Origin of the sequence: Pseudooctadecabacter sp. (genome assembly GCF_965657175.1) — a bacterium.
GTDB lineage: Bacteria > Pseudomonadota > Alphaproteobacteria > Rhodobacterales > Rhodobacteraceae > Octadecabacter.
Window position 1 is genome coordinate 536,318 of sequence record NZ_CBFHNH010000001.1, and the last position, 23,699, is coordinate 560,016.

At 60.2% G+C, this 23,699-nt stretch carries 25 protein-coding genes and 1 tRNA gene; 11 read left to right on the forward strand and 15 right to left on the reverse strand.

Annotated features, from left to right (window positions below; all coding sequences use genetic code 11):
- Positions 1-42 precede the first annotated feature (42 nt).
- Positions 43-699, reverse strand: coding sequence for a ChrR family anti-sigma-E factor (locus tag ACTG36_RS02640; RefSeq protein ID WP_375280654.1), 657 nt, complete (start codon positions 697-699; stop codon positions 43-45).
- A gap of 9 nt (positions 700-708) precedes the next feature.
- Positions 709-1,233: a sigma-70 family RNA polymerase sigma factor gene (locus tag ACTG36_RS02645; protein WP_375280700.1), complete on the reverse strand. Its 525-nt coding sequence runs from the start codon at positions 1,231-1,233 to the stop codon at positions 709-711.
- Positions 1,234-1,561: 328 nt separating this feature from the next.
- Here ACTG36_RS02645 and ACTG36_RS02650 point away from each other — a divergent pair, with 328 nt between their 5' ends.
- Genes ACTG36_RS02650 through ACTG36_RS02670 form a run of 5 tightly spaced genes read left to right on the forward strand, consistent with a single transcriptional unit; the run spans position 1,562 to position 6,158 of the window.
- Positions 1,562-2,860, forward strand: coding sequence for an NAD(P)/FAD-dependent oxidoreductase (locus ACTG36_RS02650; protein ID WP_375280653.1), 1,299 nt, complete (start codon positions 1,562-1,564; stop codon positions 2,858-2,860).
- Positions 2,861-3,616 carry a DUF1365 domain-containing protein gene (locus ACTG36_RS02655; protein ID WP_375280652.1) on the forward strand — a complete coding sequence of 252 codons (756 nt, stop codon included), beginning with the start codon at positions 2,861-2,863 and terminating at the stop codon, positions 3,614-3,616.
- Positions 3,613-4,839: an MFS transporter gene (locus ACTG36_RS02660; protein WP_375280651.1), complete on the forward strand. Its 1,227-nt coding sequence runs from the start codon at positions 3,613-3,615 to the stop codon at positions 4,837-4,839. Before ACTG36_RS02655 ends, ACTG36_RS02660 begins: the two co-directional genes overlap by 4 nt.
- Positions 4,840-4,842: 3 nt before the next feature.
- Positions 4,843-5,421 (forward strand): DUF3833 family protein, encoded by a 579-nt coding sequence (locus tag ACTG36_RS02665; RefSeq protein WP_296418898.1) that lies wholly within the window; start codon positions 4,843-4,845, stop codon positions 5,419-5,421.
- Positions 5,422-5,423: 2 nt separating this feature from the next.
- On the forward strand, positions 5,424-6,158 hold the full coding sequence (locus ACTG36_RS02670; RefSeq protein ID WP_375280699.1) for an SDR family NAD(P)-dependent oxidoreductase: 735 nt from the start codon (positions 5,424-5,426) through the stop codon (positions 6,156-6,158).
- 74 nt (positions 6,159-6,232) lie between these two features.
- Here ACTG36_RS02670 and ACTG36_RS02675 read toward each other — a convergent pair whose 3' ends face one another.
- On the reverse strand, positions 6,233-7,264 hold the full coding sequence (locus ACTG36_RS02675; protein WP_375280650.1) for a saccharopine dehydrogenase: 1,032 nt from the start codon (positions 7,262-7,264) through the stop codon (positions 6,233-6,235).
- A 203-nt stretch (positions 7,265-7,467) separates the two neighbouring features.
- Positions 7,468-8,313 (reverse strand): hypothetical protein, encoded by an 846-nt coding sequence (locus ACTG36_RS02680; RefSeq protein ID WP_375280649.1) that lies wholly within the window; start codon positions 8,311-8,313, stop codon positions 7,468-7,470.
- A gap of 138 nt (positions 8,314-8,451) precedes the next feature.
- Between ACTG36_RS02680 and ACTG36_RS02685 the strand changes: the two genes are divergently transcribed.
- The gene (locus ACTG36_RS02685) at positions 8,452-10,125 is read left to right on the forward strand and encodes a peptidoglycan-binding domain-containing protein (RefSeq protein ID WP_375280648.1); all 1,674 of its coding nucleotides are present in this window, start codon (positions 8,452-8,454) and stop codon (positions 10,123-10,125) included.
- 58 nt (positions 10,126-10,183) lie between these two features.
- On the opposite strand, the gene ACTG36_RS02690 is transcribed toward ACTG36_RS02685, so the two are convergent.
- The 3 genes from ACTG36_RS02690 to ACTG36_RS02700 all read right to left on the reverse strand — a co-directional run bounded on the left by ACTG36_RS02690 (position 10,184) and on the right by ACTG36_RS02700 (position 11,874).
- Complete coding sequence (locus tag ACTG36_RS02690) at positions 10,184-11,395, reverse strand: ABC transporter substrate-binding protein (protein WP_375280647.1); 1,212 nt, start codon at positions 11,393-11,395, stop codon at positions 10,184-10,186.
- A gap of 188 nt (positions 11,396-11,583) precedes the next feature.
- The gene (gene ykgO / locus ACTG36_RS02695; protein WP_010141322.1) at positions 11,584-11,709 is read right to left on the reverse strand and encodes a type B 50S ribosomal protein L36; all 126 of its coding nucleotides are present in this window, start codon (positions 11,707-11,709) and stop codon (positions 11,584-11,586) included.
- A gap of 90 nt (positions 11,710-11,799) precedes the next feature.
- Positions 11,800-11,874 (reverse strand) — tRNA-Val (locus tag ACTG36_RS02700).
- A 147-nt stretch (positions 11,875-12,021) separates the two neighbouring features.
- Between ACTG36_RS02700 and ACTG36_RS02705 the strand changes: the two genes are divergently transcribed.
- Positions 12,022-12,897 carry an N-formylglutamate amidohydrolase gene (locus tag ACTG36_RS02705; RefSeq protein ID WP_375280646.1) on the forward strand — a complete coding sequence of 292 codons (876 nt, stop codon included), beginning with the start codon at positions 12,022-12,024 and terminating at the stop codon, positions 12,895-12,897.
- 51 nt (positions 12,898-12,948) lie between these two features.
- Here the strand turns inward: ACTG36_RS02705 and ACTG36_RS02710 are convergent, their stop codons facing one another.
- Entirely contained in the window at positions 12,949-14,202 is a 1,254-nt protein-coding gene (locus tag ACTG36_RS02710; RefSeq protein WP_375280645.1) for a DNA polymerase IV, read from the reverse strand.
- A 262-nt stretch (positions 14,203-14,464) separates the two neighbouring features.
- On the opposite strand from ACTG36_RS02710, the gene ACTG36_RS02715 reads away from it, so the two are divergent.
- Both ACTG36_RS02715 and ACTG36_RS02720 read left to right on the forward strand, forming a co-directional pair.
- Positions 14,465-15,358, forward strand: a complete 894-nt coding sequence (locus ACTG36_RS02715) for an SPFH domain-containing protein (RefSeq protein ID WP_375280644.1) — start codon at positions 14,465-14,467, stop codon at positions 15,356-15,358.
- A 1-nt stretch (position 15,359) separates the two neighbouring features.
- Positions 15,360-15,635 carry an NfeD family protein gene (locus tag ACTG36_RS02720; protein ID WP_375280643.1) on the forward strand — a complete coding sequence of 92 codons (276 nt, stop codon included), beginning with the start codon at positions 15,360-15,362 and terminating at the stop codon, positions 15,633-15,635.
- 105 nt (positions 15,636-15,740) lie between these two features.
- On the opposite strand, the gene ACTG36_RS02725 is transcribed toward ACTG36_RS02720, so the two are convergent.
- From ACTG36_RS02725 to ACTG36_RS02745, 5 genes are all read right to left on the reverse strand, one after another.
- Entirely contained in the window at positions 15,741-15,953 is a 213-nt protein-coding gene (locus tag ACTG36_RS02725) for an orotidine 5'-phosphate decarboxylase (RefSeq protein ID WP_375280642.1), read from the reverse strand.
- A gap of 22 nt (positions 15,954-15,975) precedes the next feature.
- A complete protein-coding gene (locus tag ACTG36_RS02730) occupies positions 15,976-16,152 on the reverse strand; it encodes a hypothetical protein (RefSeq protein ID WP_375280641.1) in 177 nt (58 codons plus the stop codon).
- A 158-nt stretch (positions 16,153-16,310) separates the two neighbouring features.
- Positions 16,311-17,042, reverse strand: coding sequence for an orotidine-5'-phosphate decarboxylase (pyrF, locus tag ACTG36_RS02735; protein WP_375280640.1), 732 nt, complete (start codon positions 17,040-17,042; stop codon positions 16,311-16,313).
- A 64-nt stretch (positions 17,043-17,106) separates the two neighbouring features.
- Positions 17,107-17,556, reverse strand: coding sequence for a MarR family winged helix-turn-helix transcriptional regulator (locus tag ACTG36_RS02740; RefSeq protein WP_375280639.1), 450 nt, complete (start codon positions 17,554-17,556; stop codon positions 17,107-17,109).
- Positions 17,546-18,646: an Acg family FMN-binding oxidoreductase gene (locus ACTG36_RS02745; RefSeq protein ID WP_375280638.1), complete on the reverse strand. Its 1,101-nt coding sequence runs from the start codon at positions 18,644-18,646 to the stop codon at positions 17,546-17,548. Before ACTG36_RS02745 ends, ACTG36_RS02740 begins: the two co-directional genes overlap by 11 nt.
- 134 nt (positions 18,647-18,780) lie before the next feature.
- Here ACTG36_RS02745 and ACTG36_RS02750 point away from each other — a divergent pair, with 134 nt between their 5' ends.
- The gene (locus ACTG36_RS02750; RefSeq protein WP_375280637.1) at positions 18,781-19,149 is read left to right on the forward strand and encodes a hypothetical protein; all 369 of its coding nucleotides are present in this window, start codon (positions 18,781-18,783) and stop codon (positions 19,147-19,149) included.
- A 144-nt stretch (positions 19,150-19,293) separates the two neighbouring features.
- Positions 19,294-21,906, forward strand: a complete 2,613-nt coding sequence (gene clpB / locus ACTG36_RS02755) for an ATP-dependent chaperone ClpB (protein ID WP_439141370.1) — start codon at positions 19,294-19,296, stop codon at positions 21,904-21,906.
- Positions 21,907-22,244: 338 nt separating this feature from the next.
- On the opposite strand, the gene ACTG36_RS02760 is transcribed toward clpB, so the two are convergent.
- Both ACTG36_RS02760 and ACTG36_RS02765 read right to left on the reverse strand, forming a co-directional pair.
- Positions 22,245-22,991 carry an SDR family NAD(P)-dependent oxidoreductase gene (locus ACTG36_RS02760; protein ID WP_375280635.1) on the reverse strand — a complete coding sequence of 249 codons (747 nt, stop codon included), beginning with the start codon at positions 22,989-22,991 and terminating at the stop codon, positions 22,245-22,247.
- Between the two features lie 84 nt (positions 22,992-23,075).
- Entirely contained in the window at positions 23,076-23,555 is a 480-nt protein-coding gene (locus ACTG36_RS02765) for a fasciclin domain-containing protein (RefSeq protein ID WP_375280634.1), read from the reverse strand.
- Positions 23,556-23,699 lie beyond the last annotated feature (144 nt).

Genomic DNA, 23,699 nt, shown 5'->3' on the forward strand with positions numbered 1-23,699 from the left:
CATCTTTTGTGAGGACGCCCCTTTTTTGTGGTTTGGCCGGTGTCAAATGCGCAGGAAGGGCTGGGCGATCCGTGGGATCCAGCTGTTGAACCGCAGCGGTGCGTCAGTGGCGGCCAAGCAGATGCAATCGACGCCTTCTTCCGCCACAGGCTGGTGATCCAAATCCTCGGTGGCGACTTCGATGTCGCCCGCGCCAAAACGGTCGGCCTCATCCTTGAAAGCGCCTTGCAGCACCAAGGTCAGTTCTGTTCCGCGGTGCCCGTGGTCGGGGACTGCAGTGCCCGCCGGGATGTGCAGCAAACGCACGCTTGCGGATTTGTCTGTCTTGAGCAGGGCCTGACGGACGCCCCCGCCGACTTTGCGCCATTTCACCGCATCCAGATCGCCGCCGACGTAGTCTTGCAGCGGGCTCGGAAACAGTCCGGCTCGCGCAGGCTGGGCGGGGGCCGCTTCATGGCGCACCACATCATCTGCGGCAATCATCTCAAGCGTGGCGGCAAAGCTTTCGTCGGACACATTGGCGGGGGCTTCGGCATCCATGACGGCGCCGCCCACGGTGTCGAATTCATACATCCGTGCGCGGCATTCGTCACACATGGAAATGTGGGTGGCCACGACAAGGTTGAACCCCTCGGGCAGGGTGCCCGCTGAATAGCCCATCAACAGGGCATCGGTGAGGTGGTGATTAATCTGTGTCATCTGTTCTTTTCACTTCATCTGATGGCGCAAACGTTCCAGCGCCAGTCGAATCCTCGACTTAATTGTTCCCAAAGGAAGTCCCGTCTGCTCTGCGATTTCACTATGGGTGAGGTCCCCATAATAGGCGCGAACGATCAAATCCTTTTGCTTGTCAGGCAGCGCGGCTAACGCCACTGCAAGCTGTTTACTCTCCTGCTGGAGAGCCAGCACATCTTCTTGGTCGGGCTCCGCCTCAGGACCCCATGGTAAATCTTCCGGTTCCGGTCTGCGCTGTTTGCGCAGAATATCAATCCGGCGGTTTCGGGCGATTGTGAAAATCCACGTCGACACGGAGGCCTTCGCGGGATCAAACATATGCGCCTTACGCCACAAGGTCGCCATGACCTCCTGTGTAACTTCTTCGGCCAGATCCGGGCTGGCTCCCGACTTCATCAAAAACGCCTTCACCCGTGGGGCGAAGTGCCCAAAGATCGCAGCGAAAGCCTTCTGATCTTTGGCATCCCGTACGGCGAAAAGTTCCTCAACCCACGCCATCCGATCTGGTTTTTGCGTTGCCGCCACGTCCACCCCTTTGACGACACCCACCGCTTGGACACCGTCTTTCAATAGTTTCGTCGCCATTTGCCCCGCGCTTGCGGCTTGGGGCTCTGTTTCGGCCAAGGTCGATGTTTTGGTCAACATATGAAGGATACGACCAACAGCCAAAATTGGATCACCGCGCCGTTCATAATTATGAACCCGCAGTGTCGGGAATTTTATTGCATTGAAAGGAAACCAATACTTGGCCCCAACCGTAAAGAATATAAGACAGCTTTCAAGGCAATGTGTAAGCTAAAGATGACAGTTGAAGGGTTGGGGTGTAATGCCAAAAGAACAAACGACCGAGGCGCCAAAGCGCATCGCGGTAATCGGTGCGGGAATATCAGGAATGGCCGCCGCCCACGAATTGGCCAAAGACCACCGCGTCGTCCTGTTTGAGGCTGAACAGCGCCTTGGAGGCCACGCCCGCACCCGCATGGGTGGACGCAATGGCGATCAGGCCGTTGATACGGGGTTCATCGTCTTCAACTACGCCAACTACCCCCATCTTGTGGCTTTGTTTGAAGAATTGGATGTGCCGGTCACGCCCTCCAACATGTCCTTTGGCGCGTCGATCAATGGTGGCCAGTTCGAATATGCGCTGACATCTTTGCGCGCACTTTTCGCACAGCCGAAGAACGCGCTGAACCCCAAGTTCCTGCGCATGTGGCGGGACGTTCTGAACTTCAATAAAAACGGTCTGCGGCTGTCCAAAGAAGACGGGCTGACCGTGGGTGGGTTGATCGAAAAACTCGGCGCGGGGTCGTATTTTCGGGATTACTATCTGCTGCCCCTCAGCGGTGCGATCTGGTCCACACCGACCGAAAAGATTATGGATTTCCCTGCCCATGCGATGATGACCTTCTTTGAAAACCACGCGCTTTTGGGCGTGACGGGCCAGCATCAGTGGTACACCGTGCAAGGCGGGTCGCAGGAATATGTGTCGCGTCTGGGGCTGTCCATGGCCGAACGCGGCGTCGTCATGCGCCTTGGCACCCCGGTTGAGGGCGTGCGCCGCACCGCCGAAGGTGTCACCATCAAAGCGCCCGGTTCCGAGTGGGAGGCCTTTGATGAGGTCATCTTTGCCACCCATTCCGATGACAGCCTGTCGTTGCTGTCTGATCCGTCAGACCGCGAAACAAAGGTCCTTGGCGCGGTCAAATACCAGCCCAACCGGATCGTCCTGCATTCCGACGCCAGCATCATGCCCAAACGTCGGTCGGTCTGGGCGTCGTGGATTTATTCTGAGGATGCAGACAAACGGTCTGACCGGATCGACCTGACCTATTGGATGAACAGCCTGCAGCCGTGGTTGACGCAGGATGAGCTTTTCGTGACCCTCAACACCACCCGCCACATTGATCCCGATCTGATCTGGGACGAAGTCACCCTGCGTCATCCGGTCTATGATCTTGAGGCGCTGGCCGCCCAAGGTCAGGCTGCCGCCATGAACGGGACCAACAACACATGGTTTTGTGGTGCATGGATGAAAAACGGGTTCCACGAAGATGGGATCGGATCGGCAATGGATGTTGTCGCCGCGATCCGCAGCCGCCGCGCCATGGCCTTGGCCGCCGAGTAAATGGCCACCGTCGATCATATCGCCGGTGAAACCTATCACGGACGGCGGGGGGCCACGAAGAACGCCTTCCGCTATTCCATCGATTATGTGCTGCTGGACGCCGAAGGTGCGCCCGACCACCCCGCGCTTTTCGCGCGGAACGGCCGGGCACCGATGTCGCTTCACGATGTCGACCACGGCGGCGCGCCTAAAGACGGCCAAGGGGCCGTTTGGGTGCGCGATGTGCTGGCCGCCCACGGCCTAGACGTCACCGGCCGGATTGACCTTTTGGCGCAGCCCCGCGTGTTGGGCCATGTCTTCAACCCTGTGTCCTTCTGGCTGTGCCATGACACGAGCGGCATGCTGCGTGTGGTCATCGCCGAGGTGTCGAACACCTTTGGCGACCGCCATTCCTATCTATGTCACCACGATGATCTGGCCCCCATCACAAAGGCGCAGACCATCACCGCGCAAAAGATTTTCCACGTCTCGCCGTTTCAGGACATCGCGGGTGGCTACACCTTCCGGTTCGACATCCAGCCAGACCACATCGGCATCTGGATTGATTTCTCGGAGGATGGCGCGGGCCTGATCGCCACGCTGACCGGTCCACGCAAACCGCTCACGAACGCAGGCATCCTCAAGGCGATGTTGCGCCGCCCGCTTGGGTCACGCCGCGTGCTCGCGCTCATCCACTGGCAGGCAGTAAAACTGTGGTGGAAAGGCGTGGCCTATCGCCCCCGACCCGAGCCCCCCACGGATGAGGTGTCGCGATGAAAGCGCTGGCCCATCGGTTTCCCGCCTACACCGGGTTCGCCGCCGTGCTGTCCGGTGCGGGGCTGCCGATCTATATCTATGCGCCCAAATACTACGCCGACACCTATGGCGTCAGCCTGACGGCCTTGGGCGCGGTACTGTTCGGGTTGCGGTTGTTTGATGTGGTGCAGGACCCCGTGCTGGGCTGGATCGCAGAACGTCTGCGCGGGGGCAAAGCATGGGCCGTGGCCGCAGGGGCGGCGTTGCTGGCCCTGTCCATGATCGGCCTTTTTGCCGTGGCCCCGCCGATTGATCCGGTCTGGTGGTTCGGCCTGACGATCACGGGGCTGTTTTCGGCGTTCAGTTTCCTCACCATCAACTTTTACGCCCAAGGCATCGCCAAGGTGCAGGGGATGGACAACGGCCACACGCGGCTGGCCGCATGGCGCGAATCCGGGGCGTTGTTGGGCGTCTGTCTGGCTGCCGTGGCCCCGACGTTGCTGATGGACGTCACAACTGATCCCTTTGCCACCTTCGCATGGGGTTTTGCCGCGGCCACCGCTGTGGCGGCGCTGTTTATGTGGCGCGAATGGACGCCGGCCTCCACCACGCAGGCACCCACGCCGGTGCGTGAAATTCTGGCCGATCCACTGGCGCGCAAACTGCTGGTGTTGGCGCTGGTCAATGCGACGCCGTTGGCCGTGTCCTCAACCCTGTTCTTGTTCTACGTCGAAAGCCGTCTGGACGCGCCCGGATGGGAAGGACCGCTGCTGGTCCTGTTTTTTATGGCCGCCGCCTTGTCCGCGCCGCTGTGGTCCGCTCTGGCCCGCCGGTTCGGGGAAAAACCCGTGCTGCTGGCCGCCATGGTGCTGGCGATTGCGGCCTTCGGTTGGACGCTGACACTGGGGGCAGGGGACACGATCCCCTTTGCGGTGATCTGCGTTTTGTCGGGTGCGACAATCGGTGCCGATTTAACTTTGCTCCCAGCTCTCTTCGCCAAACGTATGTCTCATATAGCCCCCAACGGTGGCCAAGGGTTCGGTCTGTGGTCGTTGGTGTCGAAATTCACACTCGCCTTCGCGGCGGTACTTCTTTTGCCCTTGCTGGAAGGGGCCGGTTTTGAGGCCGGAACACAAAATCCGGCAGAGGCGTTGACCATGTTGACGGTGCTTTATGCGCTCGTGCCGTCCGTTTTGAAATGTGTGGCTATAGCATTGTTGCTGGCCACGAAACTGGAGGACTGAAAAATGACGTCCACGATCCTGTTCTTATTGGGCGCCCTTGCGGTGGTGGCCCTCATGTTGCTGAAGGGCCGCCTTGCGTCCTTCATGGCGCAAACACCTGACGATTATACCGACGGCCCGCTGTTCAATATGCGGGAGGTCTTTAACGGCCCCATCGAATGCGAAGGCGTGATCTATGGCCCCACGGGCCGTGTGACTTCGCGGTTTGAGGCGGACTTCGTAGCCTCATGGGACGGCAACGTTGGCACCGTCAAAGAAGAATTCCGCTACGACAGTGGCAATGTTCAGCACCGGCAGTGGACGTTCACGCTGGGCAATGACGGGTCGATCAAGGCAGAAGCACCGGATTTGGTCGGCGCAGGCACCGGCACGCAACGCGGGTCGGCTGTGCAACTGAACTACAACATCAAGCTGACCGATGAGGCAGGCGGCCATGTTCTGAACACCACCGATTGGATGTATATGACGCCAAATGGAAATGTGATGAACCGATCGCAGTTTCGGAAGTTTGGGATCAAGGTCGCGGAATTGGTCGCGACCATGCGGCCCAAACACGCGGCCAACCTGCAACCGGGAGAGTGATGATGCGCAGCTTCGCTGGAAAACGCTATTGGCTGGTGGGAGCCAGCGAAGGTCTGGGGAAAGCTTTGGCCAGAAAGCTCAGCGCACAGGGCGCTCATGTGATCCTGTCCGCCAGGTCTGAGGATACGTTGAAAGAAGCCGTGAATGACATGCCCGGCAAGGCCTCCTACCAGACCATCGACATCAGCGATGACGACAGCGTCAAAGCCGCAGCTGAAGCCGTAGGTGAAGTTGACGGGCTGATCCTGTTGGCGGGCGTTTACTGGCCCTTTGGTGCGGACGAATGGGATGCGGACAAAGCCACCGCGATGGTCGACATCAATTTCACGGGCTTTGTGCGGGTCTTGGGACAGGTGGTCCCTGCCATGGTGGACCGTGATGAGGGGCACATCGTCATCACCTCATCCCTCACAGGGTTTCGGGGGCTGCCGGGGTCCATTGGCTACACCGCGTCCAAGGCTGCCACCATGTCGCTGGCCGAATGTATGTATGCCGACCTGCGCAAGACAGGCGTGGATGTGCAGGTCGCCAACCCCGGCTTCATCAAAACCCGCCTGACCGACAAGAATGACTTCAACATGCCCTTCTTGATGCAACCGGATGAGGCCGCGCAGGCGATGCTAGATCACATGACCAGCGACACCTTCAAGAAAAGCTTTCCCATGGTGTTCTCATGGGTGTTCCGTCTGTCGCAATTCCTGCCAGATTGGGCCTACTATCGGATTTTCGGCAAGTAACGCGCCACGACCCGCGGCCCCGCCGCGACCCGAGCCGGCTGGGTCGGAGCCTTTGGGCTCCGGATCAGTGGGCGTCAGACGTGGGTCTTGAATGTCGCTTCAGCGCGGGCCCAGACGCCTTTTTTGTCGGCCTGCAGGTCCAGCAGATAAGGCAACAGCTGTGCGGCGAAATCCTCCGTGCTTTCCACGGGCATCAAGGACGGCAAGTTATCTATCGCCATCACATCGAGTGGGGGGCGGCTGTGGGCGCGCAACGTAGGCTCTGCCCACGTGGTGGCGCGGTCATAGACCTTTACGGGATTAAAATCGCTGGTGGGATCGCAGGCGATATCCCCGATCACGGACAAGGTCCTGTCCGCCTCACCCACGTCTTCGCCCACAAAAACCGGCACATCCGGCTGGGCCAAGATGCAGTTGAGGAAGATATCATGGTCCAACACCTCAGGGAATGGGCCGCCGTGTGCGGTCTCTGCCATGTCCCATAACGTGGGCTTGATCCCCACCGCCTTGCACAGGTCTGCCGCACCGCTGCCCACACGGCCCTTCGCACCGATGATGATCGCACTCGGCGCACCTGTGAAGGACGCCTTAACGTCCGTCACCATCTCTTTGGCGGAGGCGAAGGCCTCAACTCGGTTCATCGTCTTACCGGCTTGTTGTGCGCCCCATGCCATGACCGACAACGCAGCCCCCGCGTACCCCGCCCAATATCCGAACGCCGCGACACGTTTGCCGTGCCCGTTCACCAGATACTCCAAATCCAACAGGGTGCCGCCGCCGTTTTTGAACCGGTCCAACAACGCGCGCCCGTCGGATTGGCCCTTGTAGGCGTGGCCGAACATGATGTGACGGTGCGCAAGTGGCGCGCCATCGTCCGGCAGTTCCTTCAGGCCTAAAATCACGGCGTCTTCGGGCGCGTTGATCCATGCGCCCGGCGGGGCAATTTCACAGCCCATGTCGCGGTAGTCTTCTGCTGGAATGCACCGTTCAGGTCCGTCCTCGACCACCACCCGCCAACCTTTGTCGATCAGTGCTTTTGCCCCCTTGGGCGTCATCGGCGCGCGGGCTTCGTTGTCTCGCGGCTCGGCGCGCATCCAGATCAGCATCGTGAACTCCTTTGTCTGTACGACTGTCGCACGCGCGCTCTCGATTGTCACCGCCTTGGCCGGCTCTGGGTTGATCAAGTCGCAGCGCCAATCGCCCTCGCTACGGACTGCCTTGCGCTGCCCTCGGTCGCCGCGACGGGTCTTGCGGCGATCTGGGCTGTTTTCCCCTTACAACGCTCCAGTTCACCCAGGTTTGGCCGGATTTAGCCCCGCGCCGCAGCATATTCCGCCTGCATCTCAGCCAGCCGTTCCAGCGCTTCCCCTCGCGTGTTGCGGATGTTGGGACGGGTTGATTTCGCCTCGTAGCGCAGACGTTTGTCGGCCTCGGTTTCTGACCCCATGGCGTAGCGGACCGACCCCATGGAATAGGTTTTGTTGAATTCTTCGGACCGCAGTGAAAATTGCACCCACGCGGGCGATTGGATGCGCGTGCCTTCGTAATTGAACACCACCCACCACTTGTGCCGCGTTGCGCGGATCGCCTCTTCGGCCCAGTTGTGCAGGTCATTCACATCGCGCGCATGCAGGATGTTCATCCCGCTCAGGTCAATCTCCAGAATCTTGGCCTCATGGTCAAACTGCAGCCGTCGCACAAAGGCGTCTTTGGTAAAGGACGGCGTATGCGCGCGCCGTTCGCGCCGTTTGGAGGGCAGCGCGCTAAGGTAACCCCAAGCCGCATCGCGGCTGCCAAAAAGGTTCGGGTTCTCACGATCCGTCCCCTTGACCCGCGCAATCTGCGCCACCGTGTCAGGGTCCGCATCATAGCGCACGGTTTTCATCGTATGGCCTTCGTTCAGGTCACGCCCCCTGCGGGTAAAGGCAAACCATGCGCTTTCATCGACCCGATAATCGCGCGTGTTCACCATGAAAAACCACTGCGGTTCACCGGTTTCCTGAAGGCGCGCTTCGACGTGATCATAAAAGGCATTCACATCTGCCGACGACCGGAATTTGAGCCCCTCAAAATCGATTTCCACGATTTGCGCGCCTTCATGAACGGTGATCCGGTCATCAAGGGCGTCCGGCGAAAAATCGGAAACGTAGGGCATTGAAACATCCGGTGTGTTGCGGTGATGGAACGGAACGTGGTCAACTCCGTTTACATGTAGCACGCAAAACCGCGGCTGCTATTGGATAGCGGTGAACTGGCGCCGATATCTTGGACGGAACGACGGAAAGGATATCCCATGCGCCATCTGCTTCTCACCACGGCCCTTTTGCTGCCGCTGCCTGTCTGGGCGCAGGATGCCGCGTTGCTGCTTGGTCAGGAACGCTATGAACAGCTTGATCGGGTCCGCAATGCCGATGACGTGTTGGATGGGCAGGACCCGCTTGAATCCCTGGGTTTTGAGGTCTTCGCCCGTGCCAATGGCCGCAGCGATGCGCTGCGCGATCTGGCGGCGTCGTTTCAGGCGCAGGCCCCTGAGGCCGACCGGTTGCTGGTCGCGCTGTCGGGGCATTTTGTGACGGATGGCACCCGCAGCTGGCTGCTGAGCGCAGAGGCCGAGGCCCCGGATCTGTTCACGGTGGACCAGATGGGGGTGTCGGTGGACAGTCTTCTGGCGGTGCTGGGAAGCAAACAGGGACAGGCGGTTTTGCTGTTGGGACAAGCGGACCCCGATGATCTTGATCTTGCCGACAGCCGCCTGCGGGCGGGGCTCGGCGCGTTGGACATCCCCCAAGGGGTCACGGTCGTCAAAACGCGGCCCGCCGTGGCCGGGCGCCAAATGGTGAACATCTTGACCCTGCCGGAAGCGGTGATTGGGCAGCGCATGCTCAACAACAGCAACCTGACGATCGAGGGTTTCATCACCCCCGATTGGGTGCTGATGCCCGGCGAAGTCGTGATCGACACCCCCGTGCGGCCCGCCCCCCCGTCCGAGGATGATCTGAACGCCGAGGCCGTCCTGTGGGACCGGACCACCGCCGCCGATACGGTTGAAGCCTACCGCACCTATATTGCCCGATACCCGCAGGGCCGTTTCATCAATGATGCTGAGGCCCACATCAGGGCCATTTTGGCGGAACCCAACCGCACGGCGCGCTTGACCGAAGAGGCGCTGAACCTGACCCGCGCCATGCGGCGTGACATTCAATCCAACCTGACCTTGCTGGATTATAATACCCGCGGCGTCGACGGCATCTTCGGCCCCGGTTCCCGCGGGGCGATCACCAACTGGCAGCAATCCAACGGGTTTCCTCAGACGTCCTATCTGGACCGTGATCAAATCAATCTGATCGACGCACAAGCCGCGCGACGTCAGGCTGAGATTGAGGCCGAAGAGGCCCGCGAACGCGCCGCCGCCGAAGCGCGCGACCGTGCCTATTGGGCAGAAACCGGCGCACGTGGCGATGAACCGGGCTTCCGCGCCTATCTGGACCGCTATCCAAATGGCCAGTTTGCCGACATCGCGACCGAACGTCTGCGCGGCATCGAAGACGCGCGTCGCTCTCAGGCCGAGGCCGACGACCGCGCCGCTTGGTCCATCGCCCAAAGTGACAACACCGTCGAAGCGTACCGCGAATACCTCGCCGCCTATCCAAACGGCGTGTTTGCCGCCGAGGCCCGTACACGGGTTGAACAACGCTCCGGCCCCAACGTCACGCGCGCGCAGCGTGAACAGGCACGGTCAGAAGAGGCAGGCCTGCGTTTGTCCGGTGTCCGTGCCCAACTGTTGGAACTGCGCCTGCGTGATCTTGGGCTCAACCCTGGCCGACTGGACGGTGTCATCGATGACCAAACCCGCTCTGCCATCGCCGCTTATCAAGAGGCAGAAGGGATCGTGCCCACCGGTTTTGTCGACCGGCGGACCGCGATCGGGCTGATTTCAGGGTCGATCAACATCACAATCGATAACTGACAAAAGAGGCCCCGCTGAACTGGCGGGGCCTTTGACACACTTGACGTGTTAATGGGCCTTAGGGCCGCGCTGGCACGTAGCGTTCAAAGACCATCCGAACGAGGCCAGTCGTATCCGCGTTCAGCTGTTTGACCGCCACCAGATAGGTGCCCGGCTGGATCCGTACCGTCAGCAGCGGATCAAGACCCTCACCCCCGTCGTCATTGTACCCAACCTGACGTCCCAGATCGTCATACATGATCAGGACGGGATCACCGTTGCCTTGGGAAATCGCCTCAATCAGCATCAGGCCACCTTCGTAAACGTCAAAGGAATACCACTGGGCATCGCTCGAAACGGTGGCGTCTTCCCGCAGGCGGGTTGTGATCTCACCCAAGGCGGTCACGGGATAGGACCCGTCCAGCGACGGTGCGGCCTCACCGCGTGCGTAAAGGATGCGCTGGGCTTCGTCGGCGTCATATTCCTTCACGGTGACAGTAATTGGCGCGTCTTCGTTGCCATAAAGGCCCAGCGCGATGCAGTACTCCCCGACGGGCAATGGATCGACCATATCAATGCGGCTGTTCAGCCCGTCGAAATCATCATTCTCCGCCAGCCAGTTCGCCGCGCCATCAAACAACGTCAAGATCGGGTCCGCATCTTCGTTTTCGGCCGTGAGGCTCAGCGCTTGCGGGCTGTCCAATTGCAGCCTGTAAAACTGTTGTTGGTTGAAGCTCTGGGTGACGGGTTCGTCAAAGATCAGGGCTTGGGCCTGTGACAGGTCGCACTCCTGCACACCATCCTGACCGGGGGCACCGCCACCAAAGCCGGGCGTGAGGGCCTCCTGATCGATACGGCCTGCGCGGACAAATCCGGTCAGGGGGGTACCATCGAAACTGCGCATGGCAACGCAATAGGTGCCGGGGTTCAGGTACGTCTCAGCCAGACTGGACCCTTCGCCGCCGCTGTCATCGTCGGAAATGACAAAATTGCCCGCAGCATCCGTCACATCAATGACCGTATCGCCACCGCCGCGCCCCATGGCCTCGATCCGGTAATCCCCCGCCTCGGAGACGTTGAACAACCCGACATATTCATTGCGCAACAACACAAGCGCCATTTGTTCAACGTAGGACGGCGCGGTTGAGAGATCGGACGCGGCCTCATCCCCGCCCAGCCATTGGCCCGCACCGCCGATGCCGCCACACAAATTGGCGTCCTGGGCAGCGGCAGGCAAGGCTGCGAAGGCGAAAAGCCCGGTGATGAGTGCGGTTGATGCGGATCGTATCATGCTCATGTCCTTTGGTCTGAATGTTGACCCAAGGGTATGCGCCGCGCCGCAAGCTGGCTAGGGCGGATATGTGCATTTTGTGCGCAGGTCAGGGAAACCGGACCTTTGGGGTGCGCAAAGAAAAACCGCGCTCCGATCTCTCGGGCGCGGCGTTTCAAACAGTCTGTGGTTCAGATCTGCCGAAGGTCTTAACCTTGGCGGGCTTTGAACCGACGCTGGGTCTTGTTGATCACATAGACCCGGCCCTTACGGCGCACGACGCGGCAATCGCGGTGGCGCTGCTTGAGCGAGCGGAGGGAGTTGCGAACTTTCATGAGCTCTGTCCTTATCTCGCGGCGCGGCGATTGCGCCTGGTGTTACTGTCGTGCGTGACCCTAAAAACAAGGGTCGCGCGGTGAAATTCATGGTGGACGATACTGGGATTGAACCAGTGACCCCTTCGATGTCAACGAAGTGCTCTACCGCTGAGCTAATCGTCCTTACCTGTCGACGTTCGGCGTCCCATAAACAAACAGGACGCGCAAGCGCGCGTCAGGTGTCGCGGTCTATATAAAGAGTCGGACAGGGGATCAAGAGCTTTTGGAATTTAGATTTTTTGTACTAGATTGAATGGCGAAGGGGCGATCATGACCAATCACGGCGAAAACCTATCCTATATGCTGCGCCGCCCTGAAAAGCGGTCCACATCGGTTGTGTTTGCGTCCCCCCATTCGGGTCGAAACTACCCCGATGCCTTTTTGCGACAAGCCATTTTGGACGAACATGAAATCCGGTCGTCCGAGGATGCCTATGTGGATGATCTGTTCGGATCAGCCCCGGGTCACGGCGCGCCTTTGTTGATGGCACAGGCCCCTCGGGCCTATCTGGATCTGAACCGCGGCCCCGATGAGATGGATTCGGCTGTGGTCGCGGGCATCCGCCGCGTCGCCCACAACCCTCGCATCGCCAGCGGTCTGGGCGTGATCCCACGTGTGGTGTCCAATGGGCGGGCCATTTATAGCGGAAAACTGACCTTGAATGAGGCCCACGCCCGTATCACGCAGGTCTGGCGGCCCTATCACGATACGCTGCAATCCCTGCTCGACGAAGCCCATGCCGACTTCGGGGAGGCGATCTTGATTGATTGTCATTCCATGCCCCATGAAGCGCTTGAGAACGTCGGCCCCCCGGGGGCCACCCGGCCCGACGTGGTATTGGGGGACCGGTTTGGCGCATCAGCAGCGTCGTCCGTTGTGGAAAAAGTCGAAGCCGCCTTTGCCTCTGCTGGGTTCAAGGTGGCCCGCAACATGCCCTTTGCGGGGGCGTATATGTGTCAGCACTACGGGCGCCCGTCGCGGCGACATCATGCGGTTCAGGTGGAAATTGATCGCTCCATTTACATGAATGAGAAGACGATCAAGCCCAATGCGAACTACGCCGCGTTTAAGGACGTCTTAAGCGGTATTGTGTCCGAGCTGGCCAATATTGGCCGAGGTGAGGATGTGCGCGTGGCTGCGGAATAACAAAATTAGCTAATTTTGTTATGGGGTCCAAAATTCCGGAATTTTGGAGCATCACCGCAATGCGCGGCCTTTGAGGATCGCATCCTTGCCGAATTTCTCTCGGATGGCATCGGCGGCCCGTTCCGCCTCCGCCCGTTTGCCCGCATCGGGATCCAGCAGATCGCCTTCGCGATCTGCATCGCCTGCGGGTACAAGCTCCGATATTCCAACGCCCAAAAGCCGGTAAGGCCCCTGATCACCCACTTGATCGAATAGCGCTCGGGCCGTGCGGTAGATGGTGTCGGCCAATTGGGTGGGTTGATGCAGGCTTTGTCGTTTGGACAGCAGTTTGTGGTTTGCCCGTTTGAGTTTCAGCGTCACCACGCGCCCCGCCTTGTCTTTGGCTTTGGCCCGTCCAGATACCTTTTCGGCCATACGCCAGATGTGCCCGTCCAGAATATCGGGGTCGTTCGTATCGTCGTGAAATGTCGTTTCATTGGACAGACCTTTGACGGGGGTGTGGCTGCTGACCCGGCGGGCGTCTTCACCACGCGCCAGCGCATAAAGCCGCTCACCCATGCCGCCAAAGCGGTCGTTCAGATCGCGTCTGTCCCAGCGCAGCAGGTCGTCGAACGTGCGAATGCCGGCGGCATCAAGGCTGGCTTGGGCCGCAGGGCCAATGCCCCAGATCAGGCGCACCGGTTTGGGACGCAGAAATTCGGTCGTTTCAGCCGCTCCGATCACGGAAAACCCCCGCGGTTTGTCCAGATCGGAGGCCACTTTGGCCAGAAATTTGTTGTGGCTGAGGCCAATGGATCCAGTGATCCCGATTTCGTCCTGCATCCGTTTGGTCAGGCGCGCCAGCATCACCGCAGGCGGCGCACCGTGCAATTTCGCGGTGCCTGACAGATCCATAAAGGCTTCGTCCAGCGACAGGGGTTCCACCGTCGGGGTCAGTTCATCCATCAAGGCGCGCACCTGACGGGAGACTTCGACATAGCGGTCCATCCGGCCCCGCACGATCACGGCTTCGGGGCAGAGTTTCAGGGCCTGAAACATGGGCATCGCCGACCGCACGCCCTTGATCCGCGCGATGTAGCAGCAGGTCGAAACCACGCCACGACGTCCACCGCCGATGATGACGGGCTTGCCTTCGAGTTCGGGATTGTCGCGTTTTTCGACGGAGGCATAGAAGGCGTCGCAATCCATATGCGCGATGGACAGATCGAAGAGTTCGGGATGGGCCGTCACGCGTGGGCTGCGGCACACGGGACAGCGTGTGCCGTCCTCGAATCTGTGCAGACAGGCGCGGCAAAGGGCAGGCATGGCGCATCTTTACGCGGGCGCCGGGGGCGGAGGCAAGCGGCGGGATTTTAGGTATTTGAGAACCAGAGAAACCGGACGGGCGGTGCGGGACCTCTGCCGTTGCGTTCAAACCAAATCTGGTGCTGGGGCGCGTCGGTGCCTCAAGCTATGGTTGCATGCGGGTCAAACGCGCCCTATCAAGTTGGTCAAAGGCCGGATGCCAGCAACGCCCGCAAGAGGCGCGCGCGGCTGCGGGTTGTCACGAGGATCATGAGGGACACACATGGACATTGAACAGATCATTGGCGATTTGATTGGGGGCAATATTGTCCTGATCTTGTTGGCCGCCTTTATCATCGTCTGCATTCTGGTCGGTGTTCGGATCGTGCCGCAATCCGAAAAGTTTGTGATTGAACGGTTCGGACGTCTGCGGGCGGTTCTTGGGCCGGGCATCAATTTCATCATCCCGTTTCTGGACCGGGTCGCGCACAAAATCTCGATCCTTGAACGTCAGTTGCCCACCATGGGCCAAGACGCGATCACCAGCGACAACGTTTTGGTGCAGGTGGAAACATCCGTGTTTTACCGGATCATTGAGCCGGAAAAGACAGTCTACCGGATCCGCGATGTGGACGGTGCCATTTCAACCACTGTCGCCGGTATTGTCCGATCCGAGATCGGTAAGATGGAACTGGATCAGGTGCAGGCCAATCGCACCGGCCTGATCCTTGCCATTCAGGACCAGTTGGCCGCGCAGGTGGACGACTGGGGGATCGAAGTGACCCGCGCTGAAATCCTCGACGTGAACCTTGATGCCGCGACCCGTGCGGCCATGTTGCAGCAGTTGAACGCCGAACGGGCCCGCCGCGCGCAGGTCACAGAGGCTGAGGGTAAAAAACGGGCGGTGGAATTGCAGGCCGACGCGGAACTTTATTCCGCCGAACAAGCCGCCAAGGCCCGCCGCGTGTCGGCCGATGCCGAGGCTTATGCAACGCAGGTTGTGGCCGTGGCGATTGCCGAAAACGGGCTTGAGGCGGCGCAGTATCAGGTCGCCCTCAAACAGGTTGAGGCCGTGAATGCCCTTGGCGCGTCCCAAGGCAGCAACACGATTGTCTTACCCGCCAATCTGATCGACAGCTTTGGCGATGCCTTCAAAATGTTGAAGGGGCGCGGGTAAGATGGGCTGGTTCAACGAATGGTGGATCTGGATGACAGCGGCCTTGGTTCTGGCCATTGCTGAGGTCCTGATTCCGGGTTGGATTTTCTTCGGCTTTGCCGTCGGCGCGTTCTTTATGGGGGCGATGATCTGGCTTGGGATCGGCGCAGGCTTGTCGCTGGCATGGTCCCTCGTGATCTTTGCTGTGCTGTCCTTGGTCGCCTACGTCATCATGCGCCAGATGTTTGGCATCCGTCGTGGTCAGGTGAAACTCTGGGATCGTGACATCAACGACTGAACGAAAAAAGGCCCCGTGCCGTGCACGGGGCCAGTTTGGTCAGTCACGAGGATTCAGGTCCGAGGGACAGATCGGACAGAGGCAGTGGCAGACATCTCTTGAAATCTAGCGAACAGACATCAGCCCGTTTTCACGTCCCGCCATGGTTTGGGCCTGTTGGGTCAGGCTGCGGCGTACGGATGCATCATCCATGCTCAGCGATCCGGGAACGGAACAGGGGTAGCGGTACGTCCGCCCCTTGCGGTTGATGTCCACGCGGGCCTCATAGGCGCCGGTGACGGGATTGTAGCGAATGTCGCCAAGTGCGATGCGAGACATGGTGATCTCCTTTGATTGATGGTTACCGAGTGCGCTGCCGCACTGCGTGACCAAGCAGGGCGCGTTTGACCATGGATGGGTCCAACGTCGCCGGTCCGTCGACACGACAATTGTATTTCAGAGGGCCTTTGTGGGTTGGCAGAACCACTGCGGCTTCGAAGCCGCGGCCGGTGTAACGAATGTCATTCAAACGGATCATAGTAATCCCCTCAGGTTGATCTGGTAGCAGCGATTTCTGTCTACACAACATCTGGGGATTAAAATGGTTCCATGGAAGGGGAGGGGGCCTCACAATTTCCCCCAACCCTGTGATAACGCGCCATAAAATTGTCACAAAGCCCCTCGGAGGGCTTATTTTTAGGCGTTTGGTCGACGTGCCGCGTCTGAGCGGATTTCTGCCTGAACGGCCTCAGCGGCGGCCCGAGGATTGGGATTTTGCCAGATCGGGCGGCCGACAACCACATGATCGGCCCCGTTTGCGATGGCTTTTGCGGGTGTTGTGACCCGTTTTTGGTCGCCCAATTCGGCGCCGGCGGGGCGCACGCCGGGGGTGACGATCAGTTTGCCGTCAGCCTCTGGCAGGGCGCGGATCAGGGCGGCTTCTTGGGGGGAGGCGATGACCCCATCGGCGCCGTTGGACAGGGCCGTGCCTGCGCGTTCCTGCACCAGATCGGTGATATCGCCACCCTTGATGCAGGACGCATCCAGATCGGCCCGATCGAGCGAAGTCAGGATCGTCACGGCAAGGATTTTCATATCGCTGCCGCCTTTTCCCTCGGCTGCGGCACGCACCACGTGGGGGTCGCCATGCACCGTCAGAAAGTCGTGGTTGAATTGGGCCAGGCCCCGCACGGCGGCTTCGATCGTGGCGCCGATATCAAACAGTTTCATGTCCAGAAAAATGCGTTTGCCATGGGCGTCGGCCAGTTCGTTGGCCAAAGCAAGGCCACCACCGGTCAGCATCCCAAGCCCGATCTTATAAAACGTCGCCGCATCCCCGATCTTTTCTGCGAGGCCGAGGCCCTGCAGCGCGTCCGGCACGTCAAGGGCGACAATCAGTTGGTCAAGATCGGATGGGGATTGGGTCATGGTTGGGGCCTCTCGCTGGATTCGCCCTTCGCTAGTGGGCGCAGGCTGGCCCGTCAACAGGCTGTCAGTCGCGATCTGCATCAAGCGCTGTTCGGATGCGTTCCAGATGGGGCAGAGCATCAGCAAAAGGTGACAGGCCAAGGTCAGCCACCAACGGGGCCAAACTGGCCCCGATCTGCTGCATCTTCTCGCCCAAGAAGGCACCGCCTTGTGGTGTGATCTGGACGACCTTGGATCGTTTGTCGCTGGCGTGAGGCCGCAGGCTGATCAGTTGGGCGGCCTCAAGCCCCGCGATCATATGGGTCATCGACGTTTTGGGCACCTGAAACGCGCGGGCCAGTTGCAGGGGCGTCTCCCCCTCCGGCCTGCGCGCCAGATGTCCCAACATGCCAAACTGGGTCGATGTCATCCGCCCCGGAAGGAAGCTTTCCAACTTGGTTGAGATCAACTGATCAATGATGCCCACCTCGGTAAAGAAGCGATAAAGCGTAGAAGGGTCTTCATCAGGCGTCATTCAACACTCGGCTTTCCACGGGCCATCGGGGTGTTGCGACGGGATCAGGCCCAAACCCCAAGCGCATCAACATCTGCACAGTATGGCCTTCGGGGGCAAGCAAACTGTGGGCCAAGGCGTATTCTTGTGCCATTTCAGGATATTCCTGCAGGGCCTGCGATACCGGATGCACGCCAATCCCCATCTCACGGGTTTTCAGGTACAGCCGCACCAGCCGCCGTCCGGCGTCGATTTGGTCCACGCGCGTGTTGGCGGGCGTGGTCAGGACGGCGTAATGGGGCGTGGCGTCCAGCATCTCAAGATAGCTTGCAAGAAAGGCCTGATTGCCTGGATGATCCACATCCATCAGCTGTGCATTATCCATAAGCCCCACGCGACGCAGGACTTCAAACAGGGGTTCGCGCATCTCAAGGCCATCGGGGTTTGCGTTGATCTCGGCCTTGCCGATCCGCATCAGGTCAACGGATTCCTTGAAAGTGGCGGGTGTGTAGACCTCAATCTCAAACGCGCGTTTGGTCATGTCGCGCACAGGGGCGGTTGCGTCGTCGTCAAGGATCAAGGTGGCGTAGTTTGCCAAGGTCGCGGCCTCAGCTGTGGTCAGTCGTTGGTCCGTATAGGGGTCTTTGCTGGAATGGCGTGTCAGAATCTGCGCCGCCAGCGGATCGGCGGTGCCGCCTTGGGAAAACCGCGCGTCAGCGATGGGGCCGTCTGGGCCATCGGGCAGAACCGTCAGGTCCACATCATACCCCTGCGCGCCCGCAGCCAGCACCATCGTTTCCACAAAGGCACCCAGACCGATGAAAATCTGCCGGTCAAAGGGATCGGTCTGCGGCAGATTGCGATCCTCATCACGGTGAATTCGGACACCATCTGTCCCCACCATCTCAATCAGCCATGGCTGTCTGTTGTGGGGGTTGGGGGCCAGAATGGCGTAGGACAGCGCCGACATGCGCGGGTCCGTATAGGTGGCAGGCGTCCACGGGGCCAACGCCGCCGTCGGGGTCCGCGTCGCCACAAAACCGACAGCGCCGGTTGCAGCAAGGATCGTGCCCCCGCCCAAGATTTTAAGGAATTTTCTACGGCTGGTCATCTGAATGCTCCATTTTTGTTCGATCTCGTACTAAATAATACGAAATCGAACTATGTCAATTCCCTTCGGTATCTGCGGGAACTTCCCGCGTGGCAGCGGGTTGGGCTGGGAACCTGAAAAACTGGAGAAAACCGATGGCTTCTATGGACCTATCCTCCCAACGCAAGGCACCCGGCGTCAGCGTCTTTTGGATGATTGCAGGCGTCGCCGTGGCCGCCGTCGTCATTCTGGCCGCGTCGCTCGCGTTTCTGGAAAACGATGCAAGCCCGACAGCGGGCACCACAACAACAACCACCGAAGAAACAGGCCCCGCGCCCGAAGGCGTGGCCGATATCAACGGCACGGGCATCAACCCGCCCGCCGGCACGGATGACATTTTGCAAAACGGATCGGGCGCCACGATGGGTGGCGATGTGCAGGGCAGCGTCGCCCGCACGGACGACACGCCCACCGGCACCACACCGGGTGAAGCACCCGCAGGCGTCGTGACCCCAGACCAATAAATGACCAAACGGGGCCCGTGCAGATTGCGCGGGCCTCTTGAACATCAAGCCGATGCGCCCCAAATCCTAATCGAGGCCCCAAACAGCCTGCGCCGCATCAGCGGGCAGCCTTCGAACCGGGGCGCTTAATAAAGGAGAGACGCCATGAACTTGGACAAGTTCACAGAGCGGTCGCGCGGTTTCGTACAGGCCGCCCAGACGATCGCCATGCGGGAAAGCCACCAGCGGTTGGCCCCCGAACACCTGCTCAAAGCACTGCTCGACGACGATCAGGGCCTCGCGGCCAATCTGATCAATGCGTCCGGCGGCGATGCGCGGCAGGTCATGCAAACCAACGACATTGCCATGGGCAAACTGCCCAAAGTGACCGGTGACGCAGGCCAGACCTACATGGATGCCACGACCGGCAAAGTGCTGGCCGAGGCTGAAAAGCTGGCCAAGAAAGCAGGCGACAGTTTCGTCCCTGTTGAACGTGTGTTGACTGCCCTCGCCATGGTGAAATCCAAGGCGAAAGAGGCGTTGGACGCCGGCAAAGTCACGCCGCAGGGCCTGAACGCCGCAATCAACGACATCCGCAAGGGCCGCACAGCGGACAGCGCATCGGCCGAAGACGGCTATGACGCGCTGAAGAAATACGCGATGGACCTGACCGCACGTGCGCGCGAAGGCAAGATCGACCCGATCATTGGTCGGGATGAGGAAATCCGCCGCGCTATGCAGGTCCTGTCCCGCCGCACCAAAAACAACCCTGTTCTGATCGGTGAACCCGGTGTGGGTAAAACCGCGATTGCCGAAGGCCTCGCCCTGCGCATCATCGACGGTGACGTGCCCGAATCCCTACGCAATAAATCACTGTTGTCGCTGGATATGGGCGCGCTGATCGCCGGTGCGAAATACCGTGGTGAATTCGAAGAACGCCTCAAGGCCGTGTTGTCTGAGGTCACCGAAGCCGCCGGTGAGGTGATCTTGTTCATCGACGAAATGCACACCCTCGTGGGCGCTGGCAAAAGCGATGGCGCAATGGATGCGGCGAACCTGATTAAACCTGCGCTGGCGCGGGGGGAACTTCACTGCATCGGTGCGACGACCTTGGATGAATACCGCAAAGACGTCGAGAAAGACGCGGCGTTGGCCCGGCGGTTTCAGACCCTGGTGGTGCAGGAACCCACAGTCGAAGACACGGTTAGCATCTTGCGGGGCATCAAGGAAAAGTACGAACTGCACCACGGCGTGCGGATTTCGGACAGCGCCCTTGTGACCGCTGCAACCCTGTCACACCGCTATATCACGGACCGTTTCCTGCCCGACAAAGCCATCGACTTGGTGGACGAAGCCGCCAGCCGCTTGCGGATGGAGGTCGACAGCAAGCCCGAAGAACTCGACGCGCTCGACCGTCAGGTGTTGCAGTTGCAGATCGAGGTTGAGGCTTTGCGGCTTGAGGATGACCAAGCCTCCAAAGACCGTCTGGCGACCCGCGAAAAGGAACTGGCCGATCTGCAGGATCGCTCCGCTGAGATGACGGCGAAGTGGCAGGCCGAACGCGACAAGCTTGAGGGCGCACGGGAGCTTAAAGAGCAGCTTGACCGCGCCCGCGCCGATCTGGACATCGCCAAACGCGAGGGTAATTTGGCCAAGGCCGGTGAGCTGTCCTACGGCGTCATCCCCGCGTTGGAAAAGCAGTTGGGTGAGGCTGAGGAGGCCGACGATCTGATGGTCGAGGAAGCCGTGCGGCCCGAACAGATCGCCTCTGTTGTGGAACGTTGGACGGGCTTGCCCGTGGCCAAGATGCTTGAAGGAGAGCGTGAAAAGCTGCTGCGCATGGAAGACGGGCTGCACAAGCGCGTCATCGGTCAGAACGCCGCCGTTCGGGCAGTCGCCAACGCTGTGCGCCGTGCGCGTGCGGGCCTAAATGACGAGAACCGCCCGCTGGGGTCGTTCCTCTTCCTCGGGCCAACGGGCGTCGGCAAGACCGAGCTGACGAAAGCCGTGGCAGAGTTCCTCTTTGATGACGACAGCGCCATGGTACGCATCGACATGTCCGAGTTCATGGAGAAACACGCCGTCGCCCGTCTGATCGGCGCCCCCCCCGGATACGTGGGCTACGACGAAGGCGGTGTCTTGACCGAAGCCGTGCGGCGGCGTCCGTACCAAGTCATCCTGTTTGATGAGGTCGAAAAGGCGCATCCGGATGTGTTCAACGTGCTGTTGCAGGTGCTGGACGACGGTGTGCTCACCGATGGTCAGGGCCGCACCGTCGATTTCAAGCAGACGTTGATCATCCTGACGTCGAATCTTGGGTCACAAGCGCTCAGCCAACTGCCCGAAGGGGCCGACAGTGCGACGGCGCGTCGGGACGTGATGGACGCCGTGCGCGCCCATTTCTGGCCTGAATTCTTGAATCGTCTGGACGAAACGGTCATCTTTGACCGCCTTGCCCGTGACGATATGGACGGGATCGTGGACATCCAGATGGCACGGTTGTTGAAACGTCTGGCGGCGCGGAAAATCCGGCTCGATCTGGATGACGGCGCGCGTAAATGGCTGGCGGATGAAGGGTACGACCCGGTGTTCGGCGCACGCCCGCTGAAACGTGTCATCCAACGTGCGTTGCAGGATCCGCTGGCTGAGATGCTTTTGGCCGGTGATATTGCCGATGGTGCTGTCGTTCCGGTTTCTGCCGGATCAGACGGGCTGATCGTGGGCGACCGCATCAGCGCGTCCAACCGACCCAAGCCGGATGAGGCAACCGTGCACTAACACGCGCTGACGATCCGGTGCAGCGCACCGAACCGACAGCCAGGGTCCTGCCTGTCAGGCAGGGGTCGGGCTGGCCACAACAAAGGGGCCCTTCAGCGGTGCTGGAGGGCCTTTTTCATGGGGTCGTATATAGAAAGGGTGGCAAGGCTGGCGGCCGCCGGTGGCGGACATCTTCCACGCACGAGGCAGGGTGTCAAACCGCCCGTGTCATATGAAGGGAAAGGGGCATGCGCCCCGTCCTGATTGCCAAGCTTCGCGCGGGGTGTAAGGCCGCGCGGGATCCACGGGCGACCCTAGGCGCGGGCGGTTAAGGGTCGGTTATGTCACCGTGCGTTGCATCAGTTGCGCAAGGCCGGCAGGCCCACGCCCGTGGCCTCAAACCCGCCATCGGCGGCGATGGTCTGGCCGGTGACGAAGCTGGCTTTGTCGGACAGCAAAAACGCGATGACCTCAGCGATTTCGCGTTCCTGTCCGTAGCGGTTCAGGGGGATGGCATCGTGGTAGGCATCGATGATCTCTTGGCTGTGCACAGCCATCGCCAGCTTGGTCTTCACCGGTCCGGGGCAGACGGTGTTCGCGCGAATGCCGTATTCGCCCAATTCAACCGCTTGCTGCAAGGTCAGCTGGATGACCGCTGCCTTAGATGTGCCGTAGGCCACACGCAGGGTCGAGGCACGCAGCCCGCTGATGCTGGCGATGTTCACAATCGCCCCTTTGGATTTTTTCAACGCGGGTGTGGCGGCTTGGGTGCACAGGAACACCCCGTCCACATTCGTCTCCATCACCGTTTTCCAACGGTCGAAATCCGTATCTTCAATCGGGCCGAAATCTGCGACACCGGCGTTGTTGACCAATCCGTCGATGGCGCCGAAATGCCGGATCGCCTCATCCATCATGCCCTGCACGGCATCCGGATCAGACACATCGCAAAAGATGCCATGGACATTGTCGCGCGCCGTCACGGCCTCGGCCAAAGCATCGCCGTCTCGGTCCACCAGACCCACCTGCCATCCGGCCTCAAGCAAGACATCTGCCGCGGCCAACCCGATGCCGCGCGCGCCCCCTGTGATAATCGCCGTTTTCATAATTGCACCCTGCCGTGCACTGGCCCCCCTTGTAAACGCAAAAGGGCCGCCCGAAGGCGACCCTTTCGTGGTTGGTCTTTGGTTTTACATCGGCGGCATCAGAACGGAATCAATCACGTGGATCACGCCGTTCGTCGCCTCGATATCGGCGGTTGTGACGGTGGCGTCGTTCACCATCACCATGTCGCCCACGGAAATCGTGACCTCGGCCCCGTTGACCGTGGCGGCTGTCATGCCATCAGACAAATCACCCGACATCACCGCACCCGGCACGACATGGTAGGTCAGGATCGCGGTCAACGCATCGGTGTCCTCCAGCAGGCCCTCGACTGTGCCCTCGGGCAAAGCGGCAAAGGCGTCATCTGTGGGGGCGAACACGGTGAACGGGCCGTCACCTTTCAGGGTTTCAACAAGGCCAGCGGCCTCAGCTGCGGCCAGAAGCGTGGTAAAGGCCCCCGCATCGGCAGCGGTGTCCACGATATCCTTGGCGTGACCATCTGCAAATGCGGTGGTTGCTGTCAGGGCGAGTGTGGCCGTCGCGGCCATGAATGTACGACGAAGCATTGTGTTTCTCCTTGGTTTAGGTTCGACACCGCGTTGGTATCAGCAGGGAATACGCCGCAATCTGTTCTTGGATCTGCGGGGATTTTTGCCGATGTGGTTTGACGAAAAGGGCAGGGGGGCTAAGCCGCAGCACAGCCCGAAATC